Source organism: Larsenimonas salina (assembly GCF_023736155.1).
GTDB classification, from domain to species: Bacteria; Pseudomonadota; Gammaproteobacteria; order Pseudomonadales; family Halomonadaceae; genus Larsenimonas; species Larsenimonas salina.
Map to the genome: position 1 here is coordinate 992,764 of NZ_JAMLJJ010000001.1, position 24,616 is coordinate 1,017,379.

Annotated in this window: 23 protein-coding genes and 2 tRNA genes; 10 read left to right on the forward strand and 15 right to left on the reverse strand. The window is 59.2% G+C overall.

The genetic code is table 11. The features are described 5' to 3' along the window. Positions 1–16: 16 nt before the first annotated feature. Positions 17–1,306 (reverse strand): phosphoribosylamine--glycine ligase, encoded by a 1,290-nt coding sequence (purD, locus tag NAT23_RS04730; protein ID WP_251926048.1) that lies wholly within the window; start codon positions 1,304–1,306, stop codon positions 17–19. A 124-nt stretch (positions 1,307–1,430) separates the two neighbouring features. Between purD and NAT23_RS04735 the strand changes: the two genes are divergently transcribed. Further along, positions 1,431–2,150 carry a 16S rRNA (uracil(1498)-N(3))-methyltransferase gene (locus NAT23_RS04735; RefSeq protein WP_251926049.1) on the forward strand — a complete coding sequence of 240 codons (720 nt, stop codon included), beginning with the start codon at positions 1,431–1,433 and terminating at the stop codon, positions 2,148–2,150. 54 nt (positions 2,151–2,204) lie between these two features. Here the strand turns inward: NAT23_RS04735 and NAT23_RS04740 are convergent, their stop codons facing one another. Next, positions 2,205–2,669, reverse strand: coding sequence for an OsmC family protein (locus NAT23_RS04740; protein WP_251926050.1), 465 nt, complete (start codon positions 2,667–2,669; stop codon positions 2,205–2,207). A 251-nt stretch (positions 2,670–2,920) separates the two neighbouring features. On the opposite strand from NAT23_RS04740, the gene NAT23_RS04745 reads away from it, so the two are divergent. From NAT23_RS04745 to NAT23_RS04775, 7 genes are all read left to right on the forward strand, one after another. Next, positions 2,921–3,085: a hypothetical protein gene (locus NAT23_RS04745; RefSeq protein WP_251926052.1), complete on the forward strand. Its 165-nt coding sequence runs from the start codon at positions 2,921–2,923 to the stop codon at positions 3,083–3,085. A gap of 97 nt (positions 3,086–3,182) precedes the next feature. Continuing rightward, complete coding sequence (locus tag NAT23_RS04750; RefSeq protein WP_251926055.1) at positions 3,183–5,975, forward strand: monovalent cation/H+ antiporter subunit A; 2,793 nt, start codon at positions 3,183–3,185, stop codon at positions 5,973–5,975. Further along, complete coding sequence (locus NAT23_RS04755; RefSeq protein ID WP_251591130.1) at positions 5,975–6,322, forward strand: Na+/H+ antiporter subunit C; 348 nt, start codon at positions 5,975–5,977, stop codon at positions 6,320–6,322. Before NAT23_RS04750 ends, NAT23_RS04755 begins: the two co-directional genes overlap by 1 nt. Further along, positions 6,319–7,863, forward strand: coding sequence for a monovalent cation/H+ antiporter subunit D (locus tag NAT23_RS04760; protein ID WP_251926071.1), 1,545 nt, complete (start codon positions 6,319–6,321; stop codon positions 7,861–7,863). Before NAT23_RS04755 ends, NAT23_RS04760 begins: the two co-directional genes overlap by 4 nt. After that, complete coding sequence (locus tag NAT23_RS04765; protein ID WP_251926072.1) at positions 7,860–8,357, forward strand: Na+/H+ antiporter subunit E; 498 nt, start codon at positions 7,860–7,862, stop codon at positions 8,355–8,357. The genes NAT23_RS04760 and NAT23_RS04765 overlap by 4 nt, the downstream gene beginning before the upstream one ends. Further along, positions 8,351–8,620 (forward strand): K+/H+ antiporter subunit F, encoded by a 270-nt coding sequence (locus tag NAT23_RS04770; protein WP_251926074.1) that lies wholly within the window; start codon positions 8,351–8,353, stop codon positions 8,618–8,620. The genes NAT23_RS04765 and NAT23_RS04770 overlap by 7 nt, the downstream gene beginning before the upstream one ends. Before the next feature lie 10 nt (positions 8,621–8,630). Further along, positions 8,631–9,014 (forward strand): Na+/H+ antiporter subunit G, encoded by a 384-nt coding sequence (locus NAT23_RS04775; RefSeq protein ID WP_251591144.1) that lies wholly within the window; start codon positions 8,631–8,633, stop codon positions 9,012–9,014. On the opposite strand, the gene hemH is transcribed toward NAT23_RS04775, so the two are convergent. The 12 genes from hemH to rnr all read right to left on the reverse strand — a co-directional run bounded on the left by hemH (position 9,015) and on the right by rnr (position 23,001). After that, positions 9,015–10,004 (reverse strand): ferrochelatase, encoded by a 990-nt coding sequence (gene hemH / locus NAT23_RS04780; protein WP_251926076.1) that lies wholly within the window; start codon positions 10,002–10,004, stop codon positions 9,015–9,017. A 190-nt stretch (positions 10,005–10,194) separates the two neighbouring features. Then, positions 10,195–10,500, reverse strand: coding sequence for a DUF6482 family protein (locus NAT23_RS04785; protein WP_251926077.1), 306 nt, complete (start codon positions 10,498–10,500; stop codon positions 10,195–10,197). Positions 10,501–10,586: 86 nt separating this feature from the next. Further along, on the reverse strand, positions 10,587–11,573 hold the full coding sequence (locus tag NAT23_RS04790; RefSeq protein ID WP_251926078.1) for a hypothetical protein: 987 nt from the start codon (positions 11,571–11,573) through the stop codon (positions 10,587–10,589). Then, positions 11,551–15,465 (reverse strand): amino acid adenylation domain-containing protein, encoded by a 3,915-nt coding sequence (locus tag NAT23_RS04795; protein WP_251926079.1) that lies wholly within the window; start codon positions 15,463–15,465, stop codon positions 11,551–11,553. The genes NAT23_RS04790 and NAT23_RS04795 overlap by 23 nt, the downstream gene beginning before the upstream one ends. 157 nt (positions 15,466–15,622) lie before the next feature. Then, complete coding sequence (locus NAT23_RS04800; protein ID WP_251591167.1) at positions 15,623–15,916, reverse strand: hypothetical protein; 294 nt, start codon at positions 15,914–15,916, stop codon at positions 15,623–15,625. Positions 15,917–15,991: 75 nt separating this feature from the next. Beyond that, positions 15,992–17,377 carry a replicative DNA helicase gene (gene dnaB / locus NAT23_RS04805; RefSeq protein WP_251591175.1) on the reverse strand — a complete coding sequence of 462 codons (1,386 nt, stop codon included), beginning with the start codon at positions 17,375–17,377 and terminating at the stop codon, positions 15,992–15,994. Between the two features lie 151 nt (positions 17,378–17,528). Then, positions 17,529–17,975: a 50S ribosomal protein L9 gene (rplI, locus tag NAT23_RS04810; RefSeq protein ID WP_251591177.1), complete on the reverse strand. Its 447-nt coding sequence runs from the start codon at positions 17,973–17,975 to the stop codon at positions 17,529–17,531. Positions 17,976–17,996: 21 nt separating this feature from the next. Then, positions 17,997–18,842 (reverse strand): hypothetical protein, encoded by an 846-nt coding sequence (locus NAT23_RS04815; RefSeq protein WP_251926080.1) that lies wholly within the window; start codon positions 18,840–18,842, stop codon positions 17,997–17,999. Positions 18,843–18,852: 10 nt separating this feature from the next. Next, complete coding sequence (gene rpsR, locus NAT23_RS04820) at positions 18,853–19,080, reverse strand: 30S ribosomal protein S18 (RefSeq protein WP_251591192.1); 228 nt, start codon at positions 19,078–19,080, stop codon at positions 18,853–18,855. Positions 19,081–19,109: 29 nt separating this feature from the next. Beyond that, positions 19,110–19,523: a 30S ribosomal protein S6 gene (rpsF, locus tag NAT23_RS04825; protein WP_251591193.1), complete on the reverse strand. Its 414-nt coding sequence runs from the start codon at positions 19,521–19,523 to the stop codon at positions 19,110–19,112. A 164-nt stretch (positions 19,524–19,687) separates the two neighbouring features. Further along, entirely contained in the window at positions 19,688–20,485 is a 798-nt protein-coding gene (gene rlmB / locus NAT23_RS04830) for a 23S rRNA (guanosine(2251)-2'-O)-methyltransferase RlmB (RefSeq protein WP_251591200.1), read from the reverse strand. Next, positions 20,482–23,001, reverse strand: coding sequence for a ribonuclease R (gene rnr / locus NAT23_RS04835; RefSeq protein WP_251926081.1), 2,520 nt, complete (start codon positions 22,999–23,001; stop codon positions 20,482–20,484). Before rnr ends, rlmB begins: the two co-directional genes overlap by 4 nt. Positions 23,002–23,176: 175 nt before the next feature. Between rnr and NAT23_RS04840 the strand changes: the two genes are divergently transcribed. Both NAT23_RS04840 and NAT23_RS04845 read left to right on the forward strand, forming a co-directional pair. Then, positions 23,177–23,263: transfer RNA gene (locus NAT23_RS04840), tRNA-Leu, on the forward strand. Between the two features lie 82 nt (positions 23,264–23,345). Further along, positions 23,346–23,432 (forward strand) — tRNA-Leu (locus tag NAT23_RS04845). Positions 23,433–23,716: 284 nt separating this feature from the next. On the opposite strand, the gene NAT23_RS04850 is transcribed toward NAT23_RS04845, so the two are convergent. Next, positions 23,717–24,565, reverse strand: coding sequence for a DNA/RNA non-specific endonuclease (locus tag NAT23_RS04850; RefSeq protein WP_350028305.1), 849 nt, complete (start codon positions 24,563–24,565; stop codon positions 23,717–23,719). Positions 24,566–24,616 lie beyond the last annotated feature (51 nt).

The window sequence follows — 24,616 nt, forward strand, 5'->3', positions numbered from 1 at the left end:
GCAGTGGATTACGCGATTACGACCCCAGCCGCCCGATCGCTCGATGAGCGATGTCACGGCGAACAGTCGCCCCCTCGAACCGGACAGTATCCACCCCGAGGTAGGCGCTCTTGCAGGCGGAGCGAACGTCCTCACCGAGTGCGGTTACACAAAGAACTCGCCCACCGCTGGTCACCACGCGCCCACGCTCGTTTTCGCAAGTACCGGCATGAAACACCTTGCAGCCATGACGTTCGGCCTCATCGAGGTGCGTGATCTCATGACCTTTCTCATACGCCTGCGGATAACCAGCCGCCGCCATCACCACACCGACGGCAACACGCGGATCCCAGTGACACGACTGCTCATCAAGGCGCGCCTCACAGGCGGCTGCGCACAGCGCAACCAGATCGCTCTCAAGACGCATCATGATCGGTTGAGTTTCCGGGTCACCGAAGCGGCAGTTGTACTCGATGACCTTGGGCGCGCCGGCCTCATCGATCATCAGCCCAGCGTACAGAAACCCGGTATACGGATGGCTTTCCTCACGCATGCCCTTGACCGTTGGCCAGATGACCTCATCCATGATTCGTGCATAAACGTCGTCCGTAACGACCGGCGCGGGCGAATAGGCCCCCATACCGCCGGTATTGGGGCCGGTATCGCCCTCACCTGCACGCTTGTGATCCTGACTGGTGGCCATCGGCAGGACATGCTCGCCATCGACCATCACAATGAAGCTGGCTTCCTCGCCCTCGAGAAACTCCTCGATCACCACCCGGGCGCCTGCATCACCAAACGCGTTGCCTGACAGCATGTCTCGCACGGCAGCCTCGGCCTCGTCATCACTCATGGCAACAACGACCCCCTTGCCGGCCGCCAGGCCATCTGCCTTGATCACGATGGGCGCCGGGTGCGTTTTCAGATACGCCAGCGCCTCGTTCACATCGGCGAAGTTGCCGTAGGCGGCGGTCGGAATCGCATGACGCTCGAGAAAAGCCTTGGTAAAGGCCTTCGATCCCTCGAGCTGAGCGGCCGCCTGGGTCGGCCCGAAAATCGCGAGCCCCTCGGCCTGAAACCGGTCGACTACACCCTCCACCAGCGGCGCTTCCGGCCCGACAATCGTCAGATCGATGCCGTTGTCCTTGGCAAACGCCAGCAGCGCTTCATAGTCGGTAGCCTCAATGGCTACATTGGTCATGCCCTCGTCCCGGGCGGTACCGGCATTGCCGGGAGCGACAAAAACCATTTCGGCCAGATCGGACTGCGCCGCTTTCCAAGCCAAAGCGTGTTCGCGACCGCCGCCGCCAATAATCAAAACCTTCATTCGGGATCCGTATCCGTATTCGATGAAAAAGCGTTGCGAAATTATCGCAGAAAAAAAGCGGGCTGTACGCATTCGACCATCGCCGCGAATGGTCTATGATGGGCGCGCCAGCCGAGGACCGCTTATGAATCTAGTATTACTGCCCGCCTCAAGCCAGATCGGCACCCAGCTGACCGTGACCGACCCCAGGCGATTGAAACACCTGAAAGAAGTACACAAGGCCACCCCCGGTCAATCGCTTTCGGTGGGGCTTGAAAACGGGGCGATGGGACGCGCTCGCCTGGACGCGCTCGACGGCGAATCGGCGACCTTTACCATCGAGCACCTCGACACGCCCATTCCCGAGCCCCTTCCCATACACGTCGTTCTGGCTCTGCCGCGCCCGCGCATGCTGGCCCGCAGCCTTGAAAACATGGCCGCCCTCGGGGTCAAGCGAATTACGCTACTACACACTCGTCGGGTCGAAAAGAGCTACTGGCAAAGCCCGGAGCTTGCCCCCGACAAGCTCACCCACCATTTGATTCTGGGCCTTGAGCAGTGCAAGGACACTCGCCTGCCGACGATCACCCTCGAAAAACGCTTCAAACCCTTTGTGGAAGATCGCCTTCCCGGTCTGCTCGAAAGCGCTGAAGGGCTATTCGCTCACCCCGGCGAAGCGCACGCCTGCCCCCACGGGCGCGCACTCGATGCACCGCCGGTCGTACTGGCCATCGGCCCCGAAGGCGGCTTTATCGACTATGAAGTGGAAGCACTTAGAGCCTCTGGCATGCAGGGCATCCACTTGGGGTCGCGCATTCTTCGGGTCGAAACCGCCGTGGTCAGCCTGGTGTCGCGACTTTTCTGACTCGGCCACATATTCTCTGCTTCAACCCTCTACGGCGTTTGATCCGGTGACCGATCAGCCGTCGGCGTGGACGATCTCGGGCTTGAGCTCGATGGCGCAGCGCACCGAGCGCGCAATGAAGCAATAGCCATGCGCGCGCTCATGCAATTCAAACGCACGCGAGGCGTCCGAGTCCGCCCGGATCTCAACACGCGGGGCCAGCCGAACCGTCGTGAATTCACCGGCCCCACCGGGCTCCAGCAGCAGAGTGCCCGTCGGATGGTCATCGTAGGACAGCACGACCACACCGCTCTCGGCACAGAGATGGAGGTACCAGAGCATGTGGCAGCTGCTCAACGAGGCCAAAAAGAAGTCTTCAGGATTGTGACGCTCTGCGCTTCCTAGAAAGGCCGGGTCGGCGCTGACGTCAAGTACGGGCTTTTGAGCGCAGCAAAGCTTGTGATCACGCGAGTAGGCGCGGTAATCGGTCGTGCCGCTGGCGCTGTGCCAGGTGACATGCGAGGTATAGGTGTGTTGCATTGGGCGCGGCTCCCGAGCGGAATTGAGCGGTTCAGCCAGCGCCCACCAGACCCGTCGATGCATGAACTGTACTTAAGCGAGGCTGGCCGATCAGGTCGGCTTATGACTGGCGAGTGTGGCAGGGCCATGATACATTCCATAACGATCAAAAATACTATGGCTTTTTTTGTAACACTTTCAACAAGCTATAGAAGGGTCGACGCGCTAACCGGGAAGACCGCCCCAAAGCGCCGGGATGAAGGAGAGACGCCATGACCGTTTCAAGCCAGACAATAAAGACAAGGCCCGCGCCCTTGATGTGTCGGGCAGAAAACGGCCACGCTGCTACCGAGGTTGCACCATCGCAGCTGGCGCCCGCCTGGCTTGATGCCCCTCGCGCTCATCGACTGCCGTTTCTGACCGACCCGCCCGCCTGATTTCTGCCATGCTAGTACCACTGTGACGAGCAGCACACGCTACGTTTTCCGGACGCATCACCTGCGGCTTTACACTGAATAAAAAGAGCACGTCTTCATGACCCTGCTACTGATCATATTGTTGCCGCTCATCGGCAGCCTGGTACCGCTTGCGAGCGCCCGCTTCAAACGCACGACCATTGCCTGGCTGGTGGCCATTCTCCCCGCTATCGCCCTCGGCGTTGCCGCCTACCACACCACGAGCGTCTTTTCTGGCAACATTCCAACGGTTTCCTTGCCCTGGGTGCCGTCTCTGAGCCTGGATCTTGCGTTCAGACTCGATGGTCTGTCGCTACTCTTTGTGTATCTGGTGCTTGGCATCGGGCTTTTGATCATTCTCTACGCCCGCTACTACCTGTCGGAAAACGACTCGATCGTGCGCTTTTATGGCTATCTGATGCTGTTCATGACCGCGATGCTTGGGATCGTCACTTCCGATAACCTACTGCTTCTGTGGTTTTTCTGGGAATTGACCAGCCTCTCGTCTTTTCTACTGATCGGCTATTGGTCCGGGCTCAGCAGTGCGCGCAAGGGCGCGCGGATGGCCTTGACGGTCACCGGCGCAGGCGGGCTCTGTCTGTTAGCCGGCATTCTCTTGATCGGTAATGTTGTCGGCTCGTTCGACCTGACCACCGTGCTCGAAAGCCGCGAACTCATTCAATCAAGCCCTTATTACACGGCGATTTTGCTGCTGGTGCTTCTGGGCGCCTTTACCAAATCGGCCCAGTTCCCGTTTCAATTCTGGCTGCCACACGCCATGGCGGCACCGACGCCTGTGTCGGCGTACCTTCACTCCGCCACCATGGTCAAGGCAGGCGTCTTTTTGCTGGCACGCTTCTACCCTGTCCTTTCAGGCACCGACGAGTGGTTCTATATCGTCACGCTGGTGGGTCTGACCACGCTGCTGTACGGGGCATTCTTCGCCCTGATCAAGCAGGACCTGAAAGGGGTTCTGGCCTTTTCGACCATCAGCCACCTTGGCCTCATTACACTTCTGTTCGGGTTCAATACCGAGCTTGCTGCCGTCGCGGCCGTGTTTCACATCATCAACCACGCGACGTTCAAGGCGTCGCTGTTCATGGCGGCCGGCATCGTCGACCATGAGTGCGGCACACGCGACATTCGAAAGCTCAACGGCCTGTGGCGTTACATGCCCTACACCACCGTGCTCGCCGCCGTGGCCTCAGCGTCGATGGCCGGTGTTCCCTTGCTCAACGGTTTTCTTTCCAAGGAAATGTTTCTGGCCCAAAGCCTCGATGCCCAGATGCTGGGCGGACTTTCCTGGATCATTCCGGCACTGGCGACCCTCGGCAGCATTTTGTCGGTGGCGTACTCGCTTCGCTTCATTCATGACGTTTTCTTCAACGGCGAGCCCAAGGACCTGCCCAAGACGCCTCATGAGCCGCCCCGGTATATGCGTCTGCCCATCGAGGTGCTGATTCTGATCTGCGTGCTGGTCGGGATCTTGCCGGCCATTCTGATCGAGCCGATTCTGACCGCCGCGACTGCGGCGGTCGTGCCGGGCGAGCCGCCCCAGGTTCACCTGTCACTCTGGCATGGGCTCAACCTACCACTGATGATGAGCGGTATTGCGCTCATGGGCGGTCTACTGGTGTATATCGCGCGCGATCACATCTACCGCTTCCACCGTCAGTTCAAGACCCTGAACGCCCGCGACTCGTTTGAGAGCATGGTGCAGAAACTGGTCAAGCTGTGTCAGTGGAGCATTGATCGGTTCGAAAACGGCTCCCTGCAGCGCTACATGTTCTGGCTCTTGTTGACGGCGGTTGGCTTTGCGGCCTCAGGGCTTTTTCAGGTGCCAAAGCTTGCCGGCGACAAGGTCGTGCAACCCGTCGACAGCGTACTGATCATTGGCGGCGTCATTTTGTGCCTGGCCGCGATCGGTACCATCATGACTCACCGAAAGCGTCTGATTTCGCTCTTGTTCCTGTCTGTCGTCGGCATGCTGGTGTCACTGACCTTCGCGCGCTTTTCAGCGCCGGATCTGGCACTGACGCAGCTGGCGGTCGAGGTCGTGACCATCATTTTGTTAATGCTTGCGCTGTTCTTCCTGCCGCAGAAGACGCCCAAGGAGTCCACCGGTGGGCGCGTACTTCGCGACCTGTTATTGGCCGGGACCTTTGGCGGTGTTATCGCGAGTCTCAACTACGCGGTCATCACGCGCCCGGTCGACAGCATTTCACGCTTTTTCATCGAGAACAGCGTTCCAGGCGGCGGCGGTCATAACATCGTCAACGTGATCTTGGTCGATTTCCGTGGCTTCGATACGCTCGGCGAGATCACCGTACTCGGCATCGCCGGTGTCGCTATCTATAAACTGCTCAATCGGCTGCGACTGTTCATGCCCTCAAGCGATCTTGAGGGGCGGCCATGGTCGTCCGAGCGCTTCCCGGTCATTTTGTACTCGGTTTCACAAACGCTGCTGCCCCTGGCGCTTTTAGTATCAGCGTTCATTTTCCTGCGCGGCCACAATCTGCCGGGCGGCGGATTCATCGCCGGGCTCGTGGCCGCCGTTGCCATCATTTTGATCTACATGGCGCGCGGCGTTGAATGGTCTCAACGACGGCTGTCCTTCAACTATCAGCCCATCGCAGTCACAGGTGTTGCTATCGCAGCGCTTACAGGGCTTGGCAGCTGGGTGTTCAATGCGCCATTTCTGACCTCAAGCTTCGGGCACTTCGAGATTCCAGTGATCGGTGATATTGAGCTTGCCACCGCCCTGCTGTTCGATCTCGGCGTCTATCTGACCGTAGTCGGCGCAACGCTCATGATTCTTGCCAACCTCGGCAAGGTCACTACCTCGCACAGGCCGACCAAGGAGAAACAGTAATGGAAGCGCTTTACGCAACCGTCACCGGTGTTCTGACCGCGTGCGGCATCTACCTGACGCTTCGCGGTCGCACCTTTCCAGTGGTGGTCGGGCTGACGCTCCTATCCTACGCCGTCAACCTATTCTTGTTTTCAATGGGCGGCCTTGCCTCCAAGAGCACCACCATCGTCGACAGCAGTTTTCCCTATGCAGACCCCCTGCCCCAGGCGCTGGTCCTGACGGCGATCGTGATCGGGTTCGCCATGACGGCCTTCGTGGTCATCCTTGCCATGCGCACCCGAGGCGATCTCGGCAGCGACAGTGTCGACGGCCAGCGAACCGATGAGCCGCGCGAGGAGCGTAAGTGATGGATCATTTGTTGGTCATGCCCATTATTCTGCCGCTGTTTGCAGGCCTTGCCATACTCTGGAAACGCGACGCCAGCGCCCGATTCAAACGCCTGGTCAGTCTCAGCGCCATGGTCCTGTTGGTGGCGGTCAGTGTGGCGTTGGTCACCCTGGCAAGCGACGATACCATCCGCTATTACGCCCTCGGCGACTGGCAGCCGCCCTTTGGCATCGTGATGGTCCTGGACCGCCTTTCCGCGCTGATGGTGCTTCTGACCTCAGTGCTTGCCCTGTTCGCGGGCCTTTATGCCTGCGCAGGCCAGGATGAGGAAGGCTCCAACTTTTACGGTCTTTTCCAGCTGCAACTGATGGGCATCAATGGCGCCTTCATGACCGGCGACCTGTTCAATCTGTTTGTCTTCTTCGAGGTGCTCTTGATCGCCTCCTATGCCCTTTTGATGCATGGCGGCGGCAAGGCACGAACCCAGTCAGGCCTTCACTACGTCGCACTGAACCTTGCCGGCTCCTCGCTGTTTCTCATCGCGCTCGGCGTGCTCTATGGCACGCTCGGCACATTGAACATGGCGGACATGGCGCAAAAGGTCGCGACCCTCGACACCAGCAGCGCGGGCCTTACCATGGCCGCCGGCCTGCTGCTTCTGACCGTGTTCGCGCTGAAATCAGCCATGCTGCCGCTCTATTTCTGGTTGCCGCGCGCCTACGCCGCCGCCCCGGCCGCGGTGGCGGCGCTGTTTGCCATCATGACCAAGGTCGGCATCTACGCCATTTTGCGTGTGTTCTCGTTGATCTTCGGTAATCATGCAGGCGCGCTTGCCGATATGGCAAGCCCGTGGATCTGGTGGGGCGGCCTTGCAACGCTTGCGCTTGCAGCTGTTGGCTGCCTGTCGGCGCGGGACATGCGCACGCTTGTAAGCTATCTGGTTCTGGTGTCGGTCGGAACGCTTCTGGCGGCGGCAAGCCTTCCCGGCCAGCAAAGCCTCTCGGCGCTTCTCTATTACATGCCCCAGACCACACTGGTCACGGGGGGCCTTTTTCTGCTCGCGGACCTTATCGATGATCAGCGTGGCAAGGCCGGCGCGCGCATCGTCAAAAGCCGCCCCTTACGCCAACCGGCACTCCTTGGAACGCTGTTTTTCATCGGCATGGCCGGTATCGCGGGACTGCCTCCCTTTTCCGGTGCGATCGGCAAGGCCATGATTTTACAGGCCACGCCGGAAGGCGCGCGCGTATGGCTTTGGTCGATCCTGCTCGTTGCTGGACTCTGCGCCATCGTCGCGGCCTCACGCGCCGGATCGACCTTTTTCTGGCGCTCAAGCGAGGGTGAGGCAAGTGGCCCATTGGCCGGGCCTGCCCGGGGCATCGCGACTGCAGCTCTGATCGGTGCGGCGCCGCTTCTTGCGCTATTGGCAGGCCCGATCACTCAATTTACCGATGCAACCGCCGAACAGCTCGATCACCCGGCACGCTACATCGATGCCATCCTGAACCCAGACCCTGAAAATCAGGCGATGCCGATGAGCAACAGCGAGGAGACGCCATGATTCCAGCAACGCGCCTGATTCCGACGCCTTTTCTGACGCTGCTGCTGATCGCGGTCTGGCTGATGCTTCAGAATTCGCTCAGCCCCGGCAATATCATCATGGCGGTTATCCTCGGAATCGCCCTGCCACGGTTGACCTACCGGTTCTGGGACCGGCAGCCGGACGTTCAGCGGCCCTGGCTTTTAATTCGATACATCCTGAGGCTGGTCGGCGACATCATCGTCGCCAACTACGAGGTCTCGAAACTGGTGCTCTCTCCGCGGCACAAGCCCAAGCCTTACTTTGTGGTGTATCCGCTGTCGATGACCGATCATTTCGCGATCACGGTCCTCACCAGTACGATCTCGCTGACCCCCGGCACCATTTCAGCGCATTTTCGACTTCATGAAGGCACGGTGCTGGTTCATGCGCTCGACCTTGAAAACGAAGAGGCGCTGATCAATGAGATCTATGAGCGTTACGAGAAGCCACTCAAGGAGATTTTCGGATGCTAGAGCGCGCCGTCGAGATAAGCGCCGTATTGTTCATGATTGCGATCGCACTGAACTTCTATCGGCTGATTATGGGCCCGAGCCTGCCGGATCGCATCGCGGCGGTGGACACCATGTACGTCAACGCCATCGGAGCCATCGTGCTCTATGGCATGTGGCTCAAGACCACGCTGTATTTCGAAGCCGCGCTCTTGATCGCGATGCTTGGGTTCATTAGTACTGTCGCGGTCTGTAAATACCTGCTGCGCGGCGACATCATCGAATAAGGAGACCACGATGGATTGGCGGTTTGCGCTGGAGCTTTTGGTATCGGCCTTTTTGATTTTCGGTGGAGTGTTCGCCGTGGTCGGCGCGATGGGCATGGTTCGCTTCAAGGATTTCTACATGCGCCTGCACGGGCCGACCAAGAGCACCACGCTCGGCGTTGGCTGTATCCTGCTCGCGTCCATGAGCTACTACTGGCTTCGAACCGACACGCTCAGCATGCAGGAAATGCTGATTACCCTGTTTCTGTTCATCACCACCCCGGTCAGCGCCCATCTTCTGACCATGAGTGGCCTTCATCACAAGCTGCCCTGCGATGACGCCACCCGCGGGCGCCCCTACGAACTCAAGGAATCCGGGGGCGCCACCAAGGAGTCGACCGCGTCCAAGCGGTAATCACCAGCCCTGCGTATGCTGCTCGACCAGAGACGCCAACATCGCGACATGGTCGTCTCTGTCGTTCAGCGCCGGAATATAATGATACTCGCCACCGCCGGCTTCCTGGAAAAACTCCTTGTTCTGCATCGCGATTTCCTCGAGCGTTTCGAGGCAGTCGGCCGAAAATGCCGGACACATGACATCGACGTGCTGCCGGCCTTCCTTGCCCCAAGCCGTTAATACCTCGTCGGTGTAGGGCTTGAGCCATTCTTCACGGCCAAAGCGTGACTGATAGGTCATGGTCCACTCCTCCGGCCCAAGGCCCAGCTCTTCAGCCACTAGCGCACTGGTCCTCTCGCAGTGCCTCGGGTACGGGTCGCCCTCCTCGGCGTAGCGCTTGGGCACGCCATGGTAGGACATCAAAAGATGCCCCTGCTTGCCAAGCTGCTGCCAATGCTCCCGCACCGAGTTGGCCAATGCCTTGATGTAGTCCGGATGGTCGTGGAAATCGCGAATCATGCGAAGCTCGGGCAAATGCGGGCAAGGTTTTAGTGCCTTGGCCAGCCGATCAAACACGGCGGCGGTCGTCGAACGCGAAAACTGGGGGTACATCGGCAATACGACAATGCGCTCGACGCCTGCACGACGAAGTTCGAGACCAGCCTCTTCCATCGAGGGTTTGCCATACGTCATGGCAAGCGCCACCGGCACATCCACGCCAAATCGAGACTTGAGTTCAGCCTTCAAAGCACGCTGTTGCTTGAGACTGACCGACATCAACGGAGACCCATCCTCGGTCCAGATGGAGGCGTAGGCCTCGGCCACTTTTTTCGGGCGCGTGCGTAACACGAAACCATTCAGGATGGCCCACCATACGGGTCTGGAAATGTCGATGACACGTGGATCCCACAGGAATTCGCCAAGATAGGTGCGAACGGCTTCCGGGGTCGGGGCCTCGGGCGTGCCGAGATTTGCCATCAATACCCCAAATCGGGCCTGGTCACTCATCTAATCACTCCTTGAATTTCAATAAACCCATACTATCAGTGCTGAAGGCAGAGTACCCATCGAAAAGGGCTATCCTTGGCTCAGGCAGCACTAATGGGCAAATATCTATTGAAACCGAAGGGGCGCTGGTCGGGAAAGACGATGGCGGGAAATACCCCGGGGCCGGATGTCGCATCCAGGCCTCGGGTCATCAGAAAACGAGGGGAATGTGTGAGGTCATCGGGGATTTGTAGGATGCGCCACGGGCAACGTCATCGCTGTCATGAGGCATGGTCTTGACCAGATAGGCCCGGTGTACACCTGCGTGGCGAAGCGTACTGTAGACGGCGTCGAGCGAGCGAAACAGCTGGGGCTTGCCCCGGCGCTTAAGCAGGCTGCTCTCACCCTCTTCCGGGCGAAGCTCAACCTGATAAAGGTCGCTGCCCATGTGGCTGACGACGCGGACTTCACCTGAGTTCAGATGGCGGATGGCGTGTAGAAACTGCTGAAATTCCATGTCTTGCTCCTGCGTTTATCGGATCTTTCTCAACTATAGACGCTAAGCTAAGACATTTTCATGACACCTAAAGCCTTGAATAACGATCAATTAAGCTCGCTTTCAAGGAAGGACCCCGACGCCAGCGCCACACCGAGCTCGTTCAGAACATGTTCCGGGAAAAGCTGCCAAAGCTGACGCTGACGTTCAACGCTTCGGGTTTCGATGCGCGCCCGCGTGCGTTCAAGCCAACCGGCATCGCTCAGTCGCCCTTCTGGCAGGCACACAGTGCGCGTGAAGGCACCGGCGTGCCAGAGCATGTCGCAGTAGTTGCGGGTGTAACCCACACCCTGCCCCTTGCGGGTAAACCCGTCAAACGGCCAGCGCCCGACCGCCGGTGCATCATCCAATACGATCACCGAGCCTATCGGCCACGCTGCAGTAGCCTCCGTGTGCGTAGGCCCATCGATGACCGGCCAGAGCGTAGTGAGCTGCCTTGCCAACAGCGTGCCCATCGACGGCGCACGCGCGTCCGGAAGCGTCGATTTGATCAGGTGCATCGCCCCGAAAATCAAGAGCGCCTTGTCATCGCGTGCCAGCACATGGCGTGTCACACAGTCAGCGTAGCGCGCATCGCGTTCGTCCATGGCCGCCTGCCAGCGCGTCTCAGTGGCGGTTTGCCAGTCGAAGGCGGCCTCCGCCAGTAGAACCCGCCACCGCTTCGAGGGTGGAAGCGTCTGATTGACGCGCCGCACGTGCTCGAAAAACTGCTGATAGACCCACGGCGACCAAAGCACACCATGCAGCGTGTCCTCACAGATCAGGCTAAGCGCGGTGTCGGAAAGGGCTTCCCCCGCCAGATATCGGTCAAGCATGCCCTGATGGCGCTCACTGCCGAACTCAACCACCACGGTCTGGGTGTGTGCCTGCACCGCTGGCGCCTCGATCAGCGCAAACATCTGCTCAAGGACCTCAGGGCACCAGTGCATCTCGCCAACGCCGACCAAGGGCGTGCGCTGAAAGCCTGCATCGACCGCCTCGATCAGGGAACAGACGGCGGCCGCATCGATGTCAGAGGCAGGGCGTTCGCTCATGGCTCAAAACCTCCTCGAGACGAGCCGCGATGTGACGCGCGGCCTCGGGTTGAATCATGCCCGGATGATCACAGGGCAGGTCGTGATTGATCAAGTCGCCCCGCACATAAGGCCGCCAGGCCAATCGATTGAGCCAGTCCTCGTCTCGGGGAGCGGCAGCGGTAAAGAACTCCACATCGCCCTCATAAACCTGATGGTGAGACTCGCGCACCAGCCGACTGTTATTGGCAACCACATCGACCATGGCATCCAGCACCCGACCTGGCAGGCTTGCGAGCGCATGCCCCTCCTGACTCAAGAGCTCGATCACATCCTGCCGGGTCGCGCCCGACTCCGGAAGTCTGAGACCTGCAATGCGCAATAGTGCCGTCAGCGCGTCCTGCTCATCCGGCGGGGCCAGATGGCGCCACTGATCGCTTGGGTAAGCGTCCAGCATCGCAAGCAAGCGCACCTCATCGCCGCGGGCCTGCAATTTAGCGGCCAACGTATGAGCGATCATGCCCCCGATCGACCAGCCAGCGAGCCAGTAAGGCCCTTCGGGCTGAACCGTCTTCAGCTGGTGAAGGTAATCCTCAGCCATCGCATCAAGCGTCAGCGGCAATGGCTCATCCACCGCAAGCCCCCGCGCCTGAAGCCCATAGATGGGGCCGAAGGACGGCAGCGCGCGCACCAGCGCGTTATAGCACCACCCCAACCCACCAGCAGGATGACACAGCACCAGCGGGGCATCACCTGTCTGCGCCTTAAGGGTCAGCAGCACCGATAACCCATCCTGACCGGAAGCCTTTTCATAATGCGAAGCCAATGCACTGACGCTCGGCGCCTCGAACAGTGTGGCAAGGGTGATCTCCCAGCCAAGCGTTTCCCGTACGCGCACCGACAGCGCGACCGCCGTTAGGGAGTGCCCACCCAGATCAAAAAAGTTGTCATCGACCCCGACCCGTTCTAAATCGAGCGCTTCGGCGAACAAGGCACAAAGCGCACGCTCCTCCTCGCTGTCGGGCGCACGATAATGTTCGTGATCACTCAATTCCGGCATCGGCAGCGCCTTGCGATCGAGCTTGCCATTATCGGTCAGCGGCAGCGCCGATAGCGTGCAGAGGTGCTGGGGGACCATGTAGCTCGGCAACTGCGAGGCCGCCCATGCCCTAACCGCATTGGCATCGAGCGACTGCCCGGCGTCCATGACGACGTAGGCCACAAGTCTCGGATCATTCTCTCGCGGCGAAATAACGCTGACGGCGGCCTGAGCGACGCCCGGCGCCCGAGTGATGACGTCGTTGATTTCATCGAGCTCGATGCGCTGACCGCGAAGCTTCACCTGGCCATCTAGACGCCCCATATACTCGAGCGCGCCTTCTTGATTCCAGCGCGCGAGATCACCGGTGGCATAAAGTCGGCCAAGCTCGGAGTGCTGGATAAATCGTTCGCGCGTCAGATCCTCACGCCCGATATAGCCTCGGGCCAGATTCATGCCGCCAATGTAGAGCTCACCAGCCGCCCCAACCGGCATTGGCTGGCCGTGGTCATCGAGCACGTGAAGCTGCGTGTTCCAGATCGGCCGGCCGATCGGCAGGCTCGCCCGCATGTCTTGTGCCTTGCAGGGCCAATAGGATACGTCGATGGCCGCCTCGGTCGGGCCGTAGAGGTTATGCAACAAGACCTCAGGCAAGGCGTCATGCAGCCGAGTCTGGAGCAGCTTCGGCAGAGCCTCGCCGCTGCAAAATACCTGCCGAAGCGAAGTGCACTCAGACACCGGTGCACTGTCTAAAAAGGCCTGCAGCATGGAGGGGACAAAGTGGAGCGTGGTAATCCGGTGCGTCTTGATGGCCTCGAGCAGATACCATGGGTCCTTGTGCCCGCCTGGGCGCGCCATCACCAGCGTGGCCCCACTCAGTACCGGCCAGAAGAACTCCCAGATCGAGACGTCGAACCCGGACGGCGTCTTTTGCAGCACCCGATCCCCTTCGTCGAGCTGATACATCGCCTGCATCCACTCGAGCCGGTTGACGATGGCCTGCTGCTCGATCATCACGCCCTTGGGCTTGCCGGTCGAGCCCGACGTGAACAGCACATAGGACAGCGCCGACGGCGAGCGCGCATCGCGACGGGGGTTATCACTGGGCTGGGCTGCGAGCGCGCCTTGACTGTCTGGCGCATCGATAACCAGCTGCTCGACCGTTATGCCCTCGGGCAGCAGTGATCGAGTGTCTTCCGCACTGACAATCAAACGTGGCCCGGCCTGCTCGATCATATAGCCAAGGCGCGCCTTCGGATAATCACTCGACAACGGCATGAAGGCTGCACCCACCTTTTGCGTCGCAATCAGCGCCACTTCCAGCAAGGCGCCGCGCTCGAGCGCTACACCCACGATGTCGCCCGCCCCAACGCCGTACGCGCTCAACAGGTGCGCCAGGCGGTTCGCGTCCTGATTGAGCGTTAAATAGTCGAGCGTGCCGGAGGCGCTGATCAACGCCGGCGCCTCAGGCGTGCGCAGCACCTGACGCTCGAACAGGCTTGCCAGATCAGTGGACTCTACTGGCGCTGCCGTGGCGTTCCAGTCGTCGAGGCTGGTTTGCTCACGGGTCAGTCGCCAGGGCAATTCGTGAACCGGGCGCTCTGCATGGGTCGAAAAGGTCTGCGCCCAGCGCATCAAGCGATCGAGGTGGTCGGTCATGACCGCGCGATCATAGCGGTTGGGGTTGGCCTCGACAGCCAGCTTGGCCCGCCGCCCGACCCCATCCCAGTGCAGATAGAACGAAATATCATGCTCGGGCCCGGCCACCAGATGATCGAGTGCCGACGTCAGGGCGTGCCAGTCGGTCGGTTGCGCAAAGGGCATGATGTTGACCTGCGGCCCGAACAACGCCCGTTCGCCCGGGCGTCGCATGACGTCGCGCTGAAGCGCTTCGTAGCGGTAGCGCTGATGGCGCCGGATCCCGCCCATGGCCTCGCGCGCGTGGGCGGCCCACATGGCCGGCGTGTCGGAACGGGCCTGTGTCAGGCGAAGCGGCAACACGTTGACCTGGGTGATCGGCGTTTTCATATCGGCGCCCGTGTAGCGCCCCATCATCGGCAGTCCCAGTGTCACGTCATCGCGCTGGTTCCAGCGGCACACATACGCCCCCACCGCAGCCACGAACACCTCGGCCGGGTGCAGCGCCTGAACGTCGGCGCCGTCGATCAAGGCCTCGATGACGTCCTGGCCCAGCCAGGCCTCGATGCGGTCCGCCCGCTCGGCGGCAAGGTGCGTACGTTCGGTCAGCGTGATCGGATCGGGGTCGTCCGCGAACTGGCGCGCCCAGTACGCCCGGTCGGCCTCGCAGGCCTCGCTTGACTGGTACGTTCGGTCGCGCTTGATCATGGCGGTGACCTCACCGAACCAGGGTGACGGCGCGTCGGTGGCCGTACACAGCGCGTTGTAGTGCTCACAGGCGCGCCTTTGGAGCAGGCTGTAGGCAAAGGCATCGGCGGCCAAGTGATGGATCACCATCAGCCACCATACTTCCGACTCCGACAGGCGAAGAACGGTAAAGCGGTAGAGTCTCGGCGTGTCGAGTTCGATGCCATGATCAAGCTGTGCGTCGATCCAGCGCTGAGCGTACTGCCTGGGCTGCTCGACGCAGCGGAAGTCCTGCACCTCAACCTGCGGCGCGATGTGTTCAAAAAAGGCCTGGACCGGCCCATCAGCCCCCATTTGAGCCCGAGCGGTAAGCGTTGGCGCTTCCATGACTGTTCGCTCGATGGCCTCGACCAAGGCCTCGACATCAGGCGCTCCCGTCAAGCGCAGGCACTGTGAGGTGGTGTACGTCGCGGCCGTGCCGCTCATTTGCTGCGCGAACCAGATACCTGCTTGCGCACTACTGAGCGAATACGTGGGGGACGTGGGCATCAAGGCACTCCTTGGAGAATCGGATCATGACACAAATGATAATAGTTATCATAATCAATTCAAGAGCGTATGACACCCCTTCTCATGGTTCAGGCATAAAAAAACGCGGCCCTTCGACCGCGCTCTCATCGCTGCACGCAAGGCGTGCGTTACTGCATCAATCGCGGTTAAACGTCGAGGGGTCGATGGCGACCCCGAGCGAGCGGCGATCGACCCAGCGACCGGATTTGGTTTCCTTGTAGCGAAACACCACATAATCGCCTTCACTGACCGGAAGCTCTGCGTCCTCGATCTGATGCGTGTAGGTTTCACCATTGACCGTCAGGGTATACCGGTAAAGGTCGGGCATGCCGAGCCACTCCTTGAACGGGCCCTCGCGCTCGACGCTTTCCAGAGTACCTCGCGCCTCTAACTTGGGTTGACGTGCGCCACGTCCACGATAACCAGCCATGCTCTCTTCTCCCGTTTGGCAAGCCGGGCATTATACCGGCCTATGTATGCGACTCAACCGGCGAACAGCCAGGCATCACTCTTCGAAATCGCCATAGCTTCCAGGCGCCAGATCCTCGAAGCGGGTGTATTTCCCGATGAACGCCATGTGTACGGTCCCGATCGGGCCATTACGCTGCTTACCGATGATCAGCTCCGCAAGTCCCTTGTTATCGGGATTGTCCTTGTTATAGACCTCATCACGATAGACGAAGGCAATCACATCGGCGTCCTGCTCGATCGCGCCGGACTCACGAAGATCCGACATGACCGGGCGCTTGTTGGGGCGCTGCTCGAGCGAGCGGTTCAACTGCGACAGCGCCACCACCGGGCAGTTGAACTCCTTGGCAAGCCCCTTCAACGAGCGCGAGATTTCCGAGATTTCGGCCGTTCGGTTCTCGGAAAGCCCCGGCACTTGCATCAACTGAAGGTAGTCGATCATGACAAGGCCGATATCACCGGCCTCACGCGCCAATCGCCGCACGCGAGCGCGCATCTCATTGGGCGACAGTGCCGGTGTGTCATCGACAAATAATTGTTTGTCCTTCAAAAGATTGACCGCCGAGGTGAGCCGTGGCCAGTCTTCATCTTCGAGCTGACCGGTTCGGACACGGGTCTGATCGATGCGCCCGAGCGAGGACACCATACGCAGCATCAACTGCTCGGCGGGCATTTCCATCGAAAAGACCACAACGGCCTTATCACCGCTGACCACCGCGTGCTCGACCAGGTTCATCGCAAAGGTCGTCTTACCCATCGAGGGCCGCCCGGCCACGATAACGAGATCCGAAGGCTGAAGACCGGAGGTCATGTCATCCAGATCCCGAAAACCGGTCGAAATGCCGGTCATGCTGCCTTTCAGGCTGAACAACTGATCGATGCGGTCGACTGCCTTGGTCAGCAGCTGGCTCATGCCCTGAGGCCCGCCGAACTTGGGCCGGTCCTCGGCGATCTGAAAGACCAGCCGCTCGGCTTCATTGACCAGATCGTCAGAGGTCTTGCCTTGCGGATAGAAGGCCCCTTCCGCGATCTGATTGGCCGCCTGGATCAACTTTCTAAGCGTTGCCCGCTCGCGAACGATGTCGGCGTACGCCCGAATATTGCTTGCCGACGGCGTATTGCGCGCAAGCTCTGCCAGATAGGAAAGCCCACCGACTTTCGACAGCTGATCTCTGGATTCAAGCACCTCGGACAGCGTCACGGCATCCAGCGGGCGGCCTTCATCGGACAGACGCGCTATGGCGTTGAAGATATAGCGATGTTCAAAGCGGTAGAAATCATCGGCAACCAGCCGCTCGGACACCGTATCCCAGCTGCTGTTATCGAGCATCAGGCCACCAAGCACCGATTGCTCGGCTTCCAGGGAATTGGGCGGCACCTTGATGGTCGATGTTTCCTGATCAGAGACTGCGATTTCATTCATGGGGACACATACGCTTGAGTGAGGCCGAAGCGGCTAGCTTATCAAACCGGCCTCGTCTTCGGACAACCTGCAACGAAGTACAGGCATCAAAAAAGGGCATGACGCTTGGCGTCATGCCCTTTTCCACCAGCGCCTTGCAGTACGAATGTACTTACTCGGCGACTACCACGACACGAATGCTGGCGGTGACGTCGGCGTGCAGCTGCAGCGCGATGTCGTATTCACCAGTCTGACGCAGCGGACCTTCCGGCATGCGAACTTCGCTCTTGGCGACGTCGATACCGGACTGAACCAGTGCTTCGGCCAGATCGCGCGGACCGATAGAACCGAACAGTTTCCCTTCTTCGCCAGCTTTGGCGACGAGAGAAAGTTCGATTTCGGACAGCTGCTCGGCGCGCGCTTCAGCGCTTGCCTTGCGATCTTCCGCTTCACGCTCGAGCTCGGCCCGGCGTGCTTCGAACATGTTGACGTTGTCCTGAGTTGCCGGAACAGCGAGACCGTAAGGCACCAGGTAGTTGCGGCCATAGCCGGCTTTGACGGTGACCTTGTCACCGAGACCGCCGAGCTTGCCCAGCTTGTCGAGCAGAATAACTTCCATCTCTCGTAGACCTCTTCTATGTTAACTGCCTGCCAGCCGCGCGCGAACGTTTAGCGCGCTGTCGAACAGAGCAAGCAGCAGAACAATCACAATCGCGGGCCAGGCCATCAACAGCAGAATATAGAATCCGCCAAGCCAGAGCCCACTCATCCCTTTAATCCCAATGACTGCGTGCACAAGCGCGATGCCGGCAATCAGTACCGGTATCCAGGACACCAGTATCAGCGATGGCACGCCAAGCACGAACCCGACGATGCTTAAAAGCAGTAACGCACCGATCTCCTTGGGCGCGAGACGAAAGGCATGAAACTCCTCTCGAAACCCACCCGGATTGAACAGTGCGGCTTGCCAGCTGCGCCCGAGTGCCAGGCAGGCAACCGAGGCCAGCATGACCACGATGCCGACCAGCGCGCCCATGACCAACATGGTCAACTGATCAACCGAAATACCTTGCGCGGCGTAGTTCGAGAGCATCGTATCGAGCTCGGTCGAGCTCGAGCGAAGTTCGGCTACAATCGCGCCGGCGTTCGGCGGAATCAGTACGCCCAGCTTGATCAGAAGCGCTGAAACGAGCGCGCCTGCGATCAAGGTCTCGCCCCAACGTGCCCTGGCACGCAGGATCACTGCCAAGAGCGTGGTCAAAAGCAGCGTGGCAAGTGGCACCGCATCACCCTGCGTCCACCACCACCCAAGCGGCAAGGCGGCGCCGATCAATACCGGCAGCGCCAGCGCCAGGCCACGCCGTAGCGTGACCAGTGCAGCGATCGCGGTGCCCAGCCAGAAAAGCCACGGTATGAGGCTTGACACAAAGGCCAGAAGCGTCGCGTTAACGGGTGAGCGCAGGGCCCATCGTGCAAGCGCAATCATTCAAGAAAGCTTACAGGTGACGATCGGTATAAGGCAGAAGTGCCAGATAACGAGCGCGCTTGATCGCAGTGGACAGCTGACGCTGATAGCGTGCACGGGTGCCGGTAATGCGACTCGGTACGATCTTGCCTGTTTCAGTGATGTAGGACTTCAGCGTATCGAGGTCTTTGTAATCAATGTACTTTACGCCTTCGGCGGTAAAGCGGCAGAACTTGCGGCGACGGAAAAAACGTGCCATGTCATGAATCTCCAGAAGTGATGAATCGATCAGTTAGCTGTTTCTTCAGTCTGCTCTGATTCTTCGGAATCAGAGGACTGGTCGGCGCTGTCGCGACGATCTTCGCGACGACGGCCCTTGTCTTCAGCGGACTTCATCATCGGGGACGGCTCGGTCACCGCTTCCTTGCAACGAACAACCATATTGCGAATGATGGCATCGTTGAAACGGAAGATGTTCTCGATTTCGTCGAGCGTTTCGCTTTCGCACTCGATGTTCATCAGAACGTAGTGTGCCTTGTGGATCTTGTTGATCGGATAGGCAAGATGGCGGCGACCCCAGTCTTCGAGACGATGCACAGTGCCGCTGTTTTCAGTCACGAGGCTTGTGTAGCGCTCGATCATGGCAGGCACCTGCTCGCTCTGATCCGGGTGGACCATGAACACGATTTCGTAATGACGCATGATGTCTCCTTTCGGGTTGACAGCTTTCGCACGCCAGCGCCGGTTCAGGCAATTGGTCGTGAAAAGCAAGGAGTTAACGGAAGGTTTACTTACTGACAGAATATGCCGGTGAGCAAAGCCGGATAATTGTAAAGACCCAATCCCGGCCTTGCAAGCCAAAGCACTTAATGAGGGCGCTGCTGCCTGACGGCCTCGAACAGACAGATCCCGGTTGCGACCGACACATTGAGACTCGATACGCTGCCCTGCATCGGAAGCTTCACCAGGTGGTCGCAGGCTTCACGCGTCAATCGGCGCATGCCCTTGCCCTCGGCACCCATCACCAGTGCGACGTGGGCATTGAAGTCGGCGCCGAACACGCTCTGCTCGGCCTCGCCTGCCGTACCGATAATCCAGACACCCAGCTCTTTAAGCTTTGAAAGCGTTCGAGCGAGATTAACCACCTGATACACCGGCATGGCTTCGGCCGCCCCACAGGCAACCTTTCGTACGATGCCATTCAATGGCGCCGATTTATCTTTAGGTACGATCACGCCCTTGACGCCCGCAGCATCGGCGCTTCGAAGGCACGCCCCGAAATTATGGGGGTCGGTCACGCCATCCAGCACCAGCCACAGCGCGGGCTCTTCCACCCGCTCAGCTTCCCAGTAAAGGCGCTGTTCGCCTTCAAACGACAGCGGCTGGCAAAACGCCACGATGCCCTGATGCGCCACCGGACCCATTGCCTGCTCAAGCGCTTGGCGCGTTTTAAACTCGACCGAGACGCCCTTGGCACGAAGCGCCTCAATGACTTCGATCAGGCGGCGCTCCGAGGCGCCTTCCTGAACCCAGGCATAGTCCGGGGTTTGATGGTCAAGAAGCGCACGCACCGCATGCACCCCTGAAACCGCTTCAAGCCCATTCGGGGCGGCGCTGGGCTTGGGCTTGCCAGCCCCTTGTTTTTTACGGCGCGACGAATTCATGACTGCTCGCTGCCTTTACTGTCGCTTTTTTTACTGCCGTCTTTTTTGGACGACTTTTTCTTCTTCGGACGGTCGGACTTGGAGTGCGCCTCGCCCTTGTCACCGCCTTTATTATCGCCTGTTTTGTCCGCACTTTTCTTTCGACGTGCGCGTTCTTTCTTGCCGGGCCGGGACTTGCGCTTCTTCTTGGGCGTTTCGGCGTTGTCGCTTGCCGGCGCATCGCTTGCCTCCGGTGCCGAACGCGTCTTGCGCGCGCGACGCCGCGATGTGGGCTCAGCTACTGCAAGCTCGAAATCGAGCTTGCGATCGTCAAGATCGACACGCGCCACGCGCACGACCACGCCATCGCCCAACCGGTAGATCATGCCGCCGCGCTCACCCTTGAGCTGAAAGCGGGTTTCCTCGTAGCGGTAATAGTCCGACGGCAGCGAGGAAATGTGCACCAGACCTTCAACGAAGTGCGCATCCAGGCGTACAAACAGACCGAATTGCGTAACCGAGGCGATCGTTCCATCGAAGGTTTCACCGACCTTGTCGGACATGAACTCGCACTTAAGCCAATCTTCAACGTCACGCGTGGCGTCATCGGCGCGACGCTCGGTCATCGAGCAGTGCTCGCCAAGCTCAACCATCTGCTCAAACGTATAGGGACACCACTTCGACAGTGGCTCGCTCGGCGCGCCCTCGACACGCAGCACGCTATTGCTTGCCTGCTCACTTCGGATCACCCCGCGAATGGCGCGATGCACCAAAAGATCCGGATAACGGCGAATGGGCGACGTGAAGTGCGCGTATGCCGAATAGGCAAGACCGAAATGCCCTTCATTGTGCGGCGTGTAAATCGCCTGATTCATGGTGCGCAACATGATCGTTTGGATAATGTCGGCATCAGGGCGATCCTGAATCAACTGACGCAGCTGCTGAAAATCGCGCGGCGTCGGCTTCTCACCACCCTCAAGCGTAAGCCCAAGCTCGCCCAGAAACGTCTTGAAGGTTGTCAGACGTTCGCTTTTCGGGCTGTCGTGGACGCGATAGAGCGCTGGAAGCTTGTGCTTCTCGAGAAAACGCGCGGTGGCCACGTTGGCCGCCAGCATGCATTCCTCGATCAGCTTGTGCGCGTCGTTGCGCTCGCGCGGAACGATTCGTTCGATCTTGCGGTCGTCGTTGAACACGATCTGGGTTTCGGTCGTTTCGAAATCGATCGCACCCCGAACTTGGCGCGCCGAACGGAGCGTGTGATAAAGCTCATAAAGCTGCTCGAGCGGTTTGACCACGTTGTGGTAGTGCTTTCGAAGCGCCTGACCCTGTTCGCTGTCGGCGTCCTGAAGCATGGTACCGACATCGGTGTACGTCAGACGCGCGTGGGAGCGCATGACGCCTTCGTAGAAGCGGTAACGGCTGATCTCGCCCTTCTGTGAAATATTCATCTCACAGACCATGCAAAGACGGTCGACATCCGGGTTCAGAGAGCACAGCCCATTGGACAGGATTTCCGGCAGCATCGGAACAACTTGCCCAGGGAAGTACACCGAGTTGCCGCGCTCGATGGCTTCGCGGTCAAGCGGCGAATCAACCGGTACATAATGGGATACGTCCGCGATCGCGACGATCAGCTTGGTGCTGCCGGACTTGGTTTTCCAGGAATAGACCGCGTCGTCGAAATCCTTTGCATCTTCCCCGTCGATGGTCACGAGCGGCAGATCCCGGAGGTCGACCCGGTGATGCTTGTCTTCCTCGCGCACCTGGTCGGAGAGCGATTCGATCTGCTCGAGCACGTCAGAGGGGAACGTGGCCGGAATATCGTGCTCGCGAATGGCGATGTCGATTTCAAGCCCCGGGTCCATGCGCTCGCCCATCACCTCGATGACCTCGCCCTCGGGCTTGGTTCGAACGGCGGGCTGCTGCGTCAGGCGCACTTCGACGATCTGGCCGTCTTTCGCACCGTTTTCAGAGCCCGCCGGGATGATGATGTCCTGACTGATACGGGAGTTTTCAGGGACAAGAACGCCGAGGTCGGCGCCGCGAACGCGGTAAACACCGACCACGGTTTCAGTATTGTGCGCAAGCACTTGCATGATCCGCACTTCCGCACGACCACGCCGGTCGCGACCGCTGATGCGACCTCGGACTCGGTCACCGTGAAAGACGCGCTGCATCTGACGCGAAGGAATGACGAGATCGGGTTTTTCACCGTCATCGCGTACTAGAAAGCCGATGCCATCACGGTGACCGATCACACGCCCTTCAATGATTTCTTCGGGAGGAATCACCGTAAAGGAGTTGTCACGCTGCTTCTTGAGCTGACCGTCACGGTCCATGGCGATCAGGCGGCGACGAACCCCTTCGCGCTGATCTTCATCGGTCAGACCGAGCGCATCGTTCAGGCTGTCGGCGGAAATGGGTTTGCCATGAGCTTCGACGCGAGAAAAAAGAAATTCCCGGCTGGGTACCGGATTTTCATAATTTTGCGCTTCGCGCTCTGCTTGCGGATCGTCGGATAACGTCCAGTGTTTCATTCAATATTTCCTTGTTGGAAGTCGAGATGCAGGGCAGAGAGCACGGCGAGACGCTTTATCTTTAACATGTCGGCCAGTATAGCGACACTAAAGGCCCGACCCAAGCGACATTTACCTACAAAACCGATTCAAAGGGTTGCATCGGCCCAAAAAATGCGTATTATACGCCGCAGTTGCCCGGATGGCGGAATTGGTAGACGCGCTAGCTTCAGGTGCTAGTGACCGTATGGTCGTGGAGGTTCAAGTCCTCTTCCGGGCACCAGACATCGTTTTCGATGTGATCGCATTGAGCAGATCGAATACAAGAACGCAGTAATTTTGAAATCGCCCTGATTTCACGCAAGGCCCGGATGGCGGAATTGGTAGACGCGCTAGCTTCAGGTGCTAGTGACCGCATGGTCGTGGAGGTTCAAGTCCTCTTCCGGGCACCATCTAGACACCCTGTTTAGATCGAATTCTTTCTTCAAGTATTCTCTATTTTCTCCTCATATTCTTTATACGCGCCTGATCTTAAAAGCTCGATCTACAAGCTATAACCCACACTCGCTTTATCCCGACACCCCTGCGATCAGCCCCGAATGCACCCCGTTGCGCTCTCTTTAAACGATTGCGCCGCACCTCAGACGCACACGATCCATTCTAACGCGTACACATCTTGAAAGATTACGCCTCACGAATCGATCGAGCGTGAGCCAGGCTACCCAAGGCGCTTTTCTTAATAACGAGACGGTAACCGGGACACCCGCGCCAGACGCCAGGGCTTACTGTCGACCGTGCTTTCCAAACGTGCTTCGAGGTTGTCCGGCAGGTCGCTGAAAAAGTCCAACCCCGTTCGCTGCTCGATCGTATCAATCGATACCACGAAGTCACTCAGCGGCTCATTGCCTTTTACGGTTTGAGGCATGATGAACGCGAGGGCCTTGGGCGGCTTACCCACCGACCCGGGCACGACGAGAATCTTGTAGAACGCATCGGGAATCTCGATCAAGGAGTCCATCCGTCGAATATCCTTGTCAAAGATCGGCCCGGTCGTGACCCAAACCGTCCCGAAGCGTGGCACGAAATGATCGATCACGACCTCTTCCAATCGCTGCCAGACCTTGCGGTTCAAGTCGGGCTTTTGCGGTGAAATGTTGGTCATCAGGAAGGTATCGAGCTGAGATGCTCGCCCGTGAACGACAGACATTGCGTAGTTGGGCGCCATATGGCCGCGATCAAACCCGGAATGACTGTAATCGCGACTGGTAATGGGCCAGAGCGAACGCCAGTCTTCCTTGAATCCGCGCGGGCGCGGATCGCTGTGCGGGTCTTTCACCCGGGTCAGCCGGTAGGTCACCCACAGCGGGTTACCACGCACATCCGACCATCCAACCAGAAACCCGTGATTGATCAGCGGCCGATTGAAACTGCGCCAGTCGTACCAGGTTTCAGCGACCGGCATACCTTCATAGCTCAGCGCGGCCCACTTATCACGAGCCTGGAAAAACCACAGCCCACCAAGAATGGCTGCAAACACCAGCCCGATACCGCCCATACGGGCCAGGCGCATTATTAAACCGATCACTCGCCGCTCCCACCCGAATACGAACTCGACACCAAGCGGCGGATTCTAGTC

Bases quoted from the DNA above. Each gene is read 5' to 3' on its own strand.
- NAT23_RS04800 (WP_251591167.1), bottom strand. From the start codon at position 15,916: ATGGCTGGTTATCGTGGACGTGGCGCACGTCAACCCAAGTTAGAGGCG.
- rlmB (WP_251591200.1), bottom strand. From the start codon at position 20,485: ATGAATTCGTCGCGCCGTAAAAAACAAGGGGCTGGCAAGCCCAAGCCC.
- rplI (WP_251591177.1), bottom strand. From the start codon at position 17,975: ATGGAAGTTATTCTGCTCGACAAGCTGGGCAAGCTCGGCGGTCTCGGT.
- NAT23_RS04750 (WP_251926055.1), top strand. From the start codon at position 3,183: ATGACCCTGCTACTGATCATATTGTTGCCGCTCATCGGCAGCCTGGTA.
- NAT23_RS04815 (WP_251926080.1), bottom strand. From the start codon at position 18,842: ATGATTGCGCTTGCACGATGGGCCCTGCGCTCACCCGTTAACGCGACG.
- rpsF (WP_251591193.1), bottom strand. From the start codon at position 19,523: ATGCGTCATTACGAAATCGTGTTCATGGTCCACCCGGATCAGAGCGAG.
- NAT23_RS04745 (WP_251926052.1), top strand. From the start codon at position 2,921: ATGACCGTTTCAAGCCAGACAATAAAGACAAGGCCCGCGCCCTTGATG.
- rnr (WP_251926081.1), bottom strand. From the start codon at position 23,001: ATGAAACACTGGACGTTATCCGACGATCCGCAAGCAGAGCGCGAAGCG.
- NAT23_RS04785 (WP_251926077.1), bottom strand. From the start codon at position 10,500: ATGGAATTTCAGCAGTTTCTACACGCCATCCGCCATCTGAACTCAGGT.
- dnaB (WP_251591175.1), bottom strand. From the start codon at position 17,377: ATGAATGAAATCGCAGTCTCTGATCAGGAAACATCGACCATCAAGGTG.
- NAT23_RS04740 (WP_251926050.1), bottom strand. From the start codon at position 2,669: ATGCAACACACCTATACCTCGCATGTCACCTGGCACAGCGCCAGCGGC.
- rpsR (WP_251591192.1), bottom strand. From the start codon at position 19,080: ATGGCACGTTTTTTCCGTCGCCGCAAGTTCTGCCGCTTTACCGCCGAA.
- NAT23_RS04735 (WP_251926049.1), top strand. From the start codon at position 1,431: ATGAATCTAGTATTACTGCCCGCCTCAAGCCAGATCGGCACCCAGCTG.
- hemH (WP_251926076.1), bottom strand. From the start codon at position 10,004: ATGAGTGACCAGGCCCGATTTGGGGTATTGATGGCAAATCTCGGCACG.
- NAT23_RS04770 (WP_251926074.1), top strand. From the start codon at position 8,351: ATGCTAGAGCGCGCCGTCGAGATAAGCGCCGTATTGTTCATGATTGCG.
- NAT23_RS04765 (WP_251926072.1), top strand. From the start codon at position 7,860: ATGATTCCAGCAACGCGCCTGATTCCGACGCCTTTTCTGACGCTGCTG.
- NAT23_RS04775 (WP_251591144.1), top strand. From the start codon at position 8,631: ATGGATTGGCGGTTTGCGCTGGAGCTTTTGGTATCGGCCTTTTTGATT.
- NAT23_RS04790 (WP_251926078.1), bottom strand. From the start codon at position 11,573: ATGAGCGAACGCCCTGCCTCTGACATCGATGCGGCCGCCGTCTGTTCC.
- NAT23_RS04795 (WP_251926079.1), bottom strand. From the start codon at position 15,465: ATGCCCACGTCCCCCACGTATTCGCTCAGTAGTGCGCAAGCAGGTATC.
- NAT23_RS04755 (WP_251591130.1), top strand. From the start codon at position 5,975: ATGGAAGCGCTTTACGCAACCGTCACCGGTGTTCTGACCGCGTGCGGC.
- purD (WP_251926048.1), bottom strand. From the start codon at position 1,306: ATGAAGGTTTTGATTATTGGCGGCGGCGGTCGCGAACACGCTTTGGCT.